The organism is Gryllotalpicola sp. CP2-P1 (genome assembly GCF_057512245.1).
Window position 1 is genome coordinate 1 of the sequence record NZ_JBLRDT010000250.1, and the last position, 2976, is coordinate 2976.

Sequence of the window (2976 nt, forward strand, 5' to 3'; positions counted from 1 at the left end):
CCGTCATCGCGCCCTTCTCGGCGACGCCGACCATCGCGCTCTGATGATCGAGCGTCGGAAGCGGCGCGTCGATGACGGCGCCGCCCTCGTCGATGATGAGCCAGGGGCGGATGCCCCGCGCGTGCAGCGCCTCGGCGATGGCGTTCGCCGAGGCGCCGAGGGTCTCTTCGTCGCCGCCCAGGCTGACGAGCACCGGGCGGGCGGGCGTCCGCCCCGCGGCCAGCAGGTTCTCGACCGCCTCGAGCACGGTCACGAGGGCGCCCTTGTCGTCGACGGCTCCGCGGCCGTGCACCGCGCCGTCGGCGACATGGCCCGAGAAGGGGTTGAAGCTCCACTCGGCGGCGACCGCGGGCACCGTGTCGAAGTGGGCCATGAGCACGACGGGGTCACCGTCGCCCCCCGGGGGCCGACTCGCTGCAGGTGAAGCGAGCCCCCAGCTGAACAGGAAGCCGCGCTCGCCGATACGCTCCTTGGTCAGGTGCTCGTGCACGAGCGGGTAGAGCTCGGCCAGCAGCTCTTCGAACGCGGTTGTGCCCTCGGCGACGACCGTCGCCGAGACGGTGTCGAGCTGCAGCAGCCGGCTGAGGCGGTCTTCGATTCCGGGGCGTGCGGGCGGGGCATCCGCCTCGCGGTCGTCGGCGACGTCGGGCATGCGGTCAGCCTAGGGGCCGAGCCGCTGTGCGGTCAGGGTGGCGAGCGGTCAGTGCATCGGGCCGTTCCAGTGCCCGAACGCCGAGCCGATCGAGCTCGCGACGACGAGCACGCCGGTGCCGATCCAGGCCAGCTTCCGGTCTCTGTCGCTGTCGACGCCGAGCAGCGGGCGGCGCAGGTTGTCGGTCGTGAGCCCGGTGAGCACGAGGATGACGTCGATCGCCCACCAGATGCCGAGCCCGCCGAGGGTGATGAGTTTGAGGATGCCGGTGCCGATCTTCCCGAGGTAGAAGCGGTCGACGCCGAGCCACCCGAGCACGAGCGAGAACAGCCAGGTCGCGGTGAACGACTTCGGCTCGGGCGCCGGTGGCGCAGCGGGCGGGACGTAGCCGCCGGGGGCGGCGGGTGTGGTGGTCATGGTGGTGTTCCTTTCCACCGAAAGGCTCGCGCCGGGCCGGGGCCGCCACAACGGTCTCAAGTACCGTCCTGACTCGCGCCGTGTGGCACCGGGGGCTCACGGCACCGCGAAATGGGGGCAGAAGTGCGGGCGCGGTGCCCAATACTGTCAACTCTTAAGGGGTTGGGGGACGGATGCTGACACCACAGCAACTGGACCGGGCTGTCGGCGCCGTCACTGCGTCGGCGGCAGGGGACGCACTGGGAGCAGCATACGAATTCCGTGCGCCTGTCCTGCCGCCGACGCCAATCACCCTTCACGCCGCCCCGCCGTGGGGGCTCGGCGAGTGGACCGACGACACGAGCATGGCCGTGCCCATCCTGCAGGCGCTGGCCCGCGGTCGATCGCTCGACGACAGCGCGGTGCTCGCGAGCATCGTCGGCGAGTGGATCGGCTGGTGCCGCAGCGCGAAGGACGTCGGCCTTCAGACGAAGGCGGTGCTCGCAGGCATCCGCCACGTCACTGAAGACGATGCGCGCGCGTCGGCGCGAGCTGTTCACGACCAGGCCGGGCGGTCGGCCGGCAACGGGTCGCTGATGCGCACGGGGCCGGTGGCGCTCGGCTATCTGGGCGAGGGCCAGGCGGATGCCCTGGCTGCGGCTGCTCGCCGCGTGAGCGAGCTGACGCACTTCGAGGTCGACGCGGGGGATGCCTGCGTGGTGTGGTCGCTCGCCATCCGATCGGCGGTGCTCGGCGGGACCGCGGAACTGCGGGCCGCGGTGGGCGCGCTGCCGGGTGCGCGTGCCGCCGTCTGGCATGCGCGGCTGGACGCGGCCGAGGCGGTGCTGCCGTGGGAGCTTCCCGCCAACAACGGCTGGGTGGTCGGCGCCCTGCAGGCGGCGTGGTCGGCTCTGGTGCACGGGTCGTCGCTGCGCGAGGTGCTCGAGCTGGCGGTGCGGGCGGGGAACGACACCGACACGGTCGCGGCGATCGCGGGGTCGCTGGCGGGGGCCGTGTATGGGGCGGCGGCGCTTCCCGCGGAGTGGGTCGCGGTGCTGCATGGCTGGCCTGGGGACGAGTTCCGGGCGTTCGGCGCCGCCGAGCTCGAGGCGCTGGTGCGGCGGGCGGTCGGCGCGCCGGTCGCTGAGTAGCTCGCTGAGTAGCTCGCTCTGCGGTCGTTCTGCGTCGTTCCGGCAGCAGCACTTGCACGAGGGAACACTTTCAGCCTGGTCGGGAAGGCAGATCGTGGGCGCCCCGACTCGGCGCGGGGCCGAGAAGCGGGGCGCCCGCGACGCCGACGGACGCTACCGCAGCGCGGTGAACACCGAGCCGTCGCCGAAGCTCACGCGACCACCGGTGAAGGCGGCAGGAACCTCGAAGACGACGACACCCGCGGCCTGCTGACCGGCGCCGAGCGTGACGTCGGGCATCGCGCCGGCGTAGCCGTAGACGTCGGCCTGGTCATAGGCGGTGCCGTCGGGGCCCGTGAGGTCGGCGTCGTACGCGACGGTGGAGGCATCCACGCCTGCATCGTTGGCCTTCACATGAACGGTGACCGCGATGTACTTGTCGCCGGCCTTGGGCGCCTCGAACTCGTCGTAGCCGCCCCAGTTGTCGGTGTAGCCGTCGAACCACTCCTCATAGGTGGTCTGCGAGCCGTCGAGGCGGTTGGTCGACTGCATCTGGCTGTGCGTGCCCGCGGGGTTGGGGTTGTCGAAGGACTGGCCGATCGTGGCGGCCTTCTTCGCGGCCGCATCCGCGGCAGTCTGCGCGGTCTGTGCGGCGGCGTCGTCCCCGGCGATGCACTTGTCGAGTGCGGTCGCGTCGGCGTACTTCACCGAGCAGTCGGCCTTCGCCTGCACCCGGTCGGCCAGGGCTTTCTGGCCGTTCGCACAGTCGGACGCGGCGGTGCTGTCGGTGTAGCGCGC

4 protein-coding genes are annotated in these 2976 nt (G+C 71.9%); 1 reads left to right on the forward strand and 3 read right to left on the reverse strand.

What is annotated here, in order from left to right; translation table 11 throughout:
- Window positions 1-652: M20/M25/M40 family metallo-hydrolase (locus ACM2XV_RS13745; RefSeq protein WP_487027330.1), on the reverse strand; the 652-nt coding region annotated here is incomplete at its 3' end.
- 48 nt (window positions 653-700) lie between these two features.
- Window positions 701-1069, reverse strand: coding sequence for a TM2 domain-containing protein (locus ACM2XV_RS13750; RefSeq protein ID WP_344775785.1), 369 nt, complete (start codon window positions 1067-1069; stop codon window positions 701-703).
- Window positions 1070-1242: 173 nt separating this feature from the next.
- Between ACM2XV_RS13750 and ACM2XV_RS13755 the strand changes: the two genes are divergently transcribed.
- The gene (locus tag ACM2XV_RS13755; RefSeq protein ID WP_344775783.1) at window positions 1243-2199 is read left to right on the forward strand and encodes an ADP-ribosylglycohydrolase family protein; all 957 of its coding nucleotides are present in this window, start codon (window positions 1243-1245) and stop codon (window positions 2197-2199) included.
- Between the two features lie 153 nt (window positions 2200-2352).
- Here ACM2XV_RS13755 and ACM2XV_RS13760 read toward each other — a convergent pair.
- On the reverse strand, window positions 2353-2976 hold a 624-nt coding region (locus ACM2XV_RS13760), incomplete at its 5' end, for a DUF4352 domain-containing protein (protein ID WP_487027331.1).